1 protein-coding gene is annotated in these 1,099 nt (G+C 61.9%); it reads left to right on the top strand.

Features of this window, described 5'->3' with window-relative positions:
* The first annotated feature begins 52 nt into the window (after window positions 1-52).
* Entirely contained in the window at window positions 53-1,072 is a 1,020-nt protein-coding gene (locus R3F72_RS18530) for an IS30 family transposase (RefSeq protein WP_087719302.1), read from the top strand.
* The last annotated feature ends 27 nt before the right edge of the window (window positions 1,073-1,099 follow it).

Here is a 1,099-nt window from a genome sequence, read left to right as displayed (position 1 = left end):
GGCGGTCTCAATGACCAAGTGCAACACGTGAGCCATCAGGTACGGTGTTGCCATGACTTACTGCTATCGCCATCTCTCTGCTGAAGACCGAGCCGCCATCATGATGATGCGAGCCACGCATTCGATCCGGGCCATTGCCACTCACCTGGGGCGTGCGCCGAGCACCGTGTCGCGAGAAATTGCTCGCCATACGGTCGACCCCATCAAGGGCTACGATGCCGGCCTGGCGGGCTATCGGGCTCGTCTGACGCGACATCGGCCACGCCAGCGCCCCAAGCTGCATCCCGACGGGGAGCTCTTCGAGGTAGTGGTCCACTTGCTGCGCAAGTGCTGGTCACCGCAACAGATAGCCCGCACACTGAAGCGCATGTCTCCCAACGATTCACGTCGGCAGGTCTCGCATGAGGCCATCTACAACGCGCTCTATGTGATGCCCCGCGGCAGTCTCAAGAAAGAGCTCATCGCCTGCCTTCGGCAGGGCAACGGCAAGCGTCGCTCACGCAGTCGTGGCAAGGATCGACGCCAGCAGATTCCCGATCTGGTCAGCATCCACATGCGCCCGCCTGAGATCGAAGACCGCCTGATGCCTGGCCACTGGGAGGGTGATCTCATCATGGGTGCCAACAATCGCTCCGCCGTCGGTACGCTGGTGGAGCGCACCACACGCTTGGTGATCTTGGCGAAAGTGGATGACACCACGGCCACGGCGGCGGCCGTTGGCTTCAGCGACAAGCTCAATGAAGTGCCGCGAGCCCTGCGGCTGTCCATGACGTACGACCAGGGCAGAGAGATGATGAAGCATGCCGAGATCACGCAGAAGACCGGGACGGCGATCTACTTCGCTGACCCGCATAGCCCGTGGCAGCGCGGCTCCAATGAGAATACGAACGGGCTGCTGCGGCAGTATCTGCCGAAGGGCACGGATCTGTCGGTCTACAGCCAGGAAGAACTCGATGAGATCGCCGACTCACTGAACACGCGGCCGCGCAAGACGCTCGACTGGCGCACGCCGCTGGAAGTCTACGCCGAGGTGCTCAAGAAATCGGTCGCTGGACCGAGCACCCTTCAATAGCGTTGCGCTTGGAACTTGAGACCGCCT

The sequence above is a fragment of the Salinicola sp. 4072 genome (assembly GCF_036663415.1).
GTDB lineage: Bacteria > Pseudomonadota > Gammaproteobacteria > Pseudomonadales > Halomonadaceae > Salinicola > Salinicola salarius_A.
The sequence above is the reverse complement of the archived record's forward strand: the minus strand, read 5'-3'. Positions and strand labels throughout refer to the sequence as shown.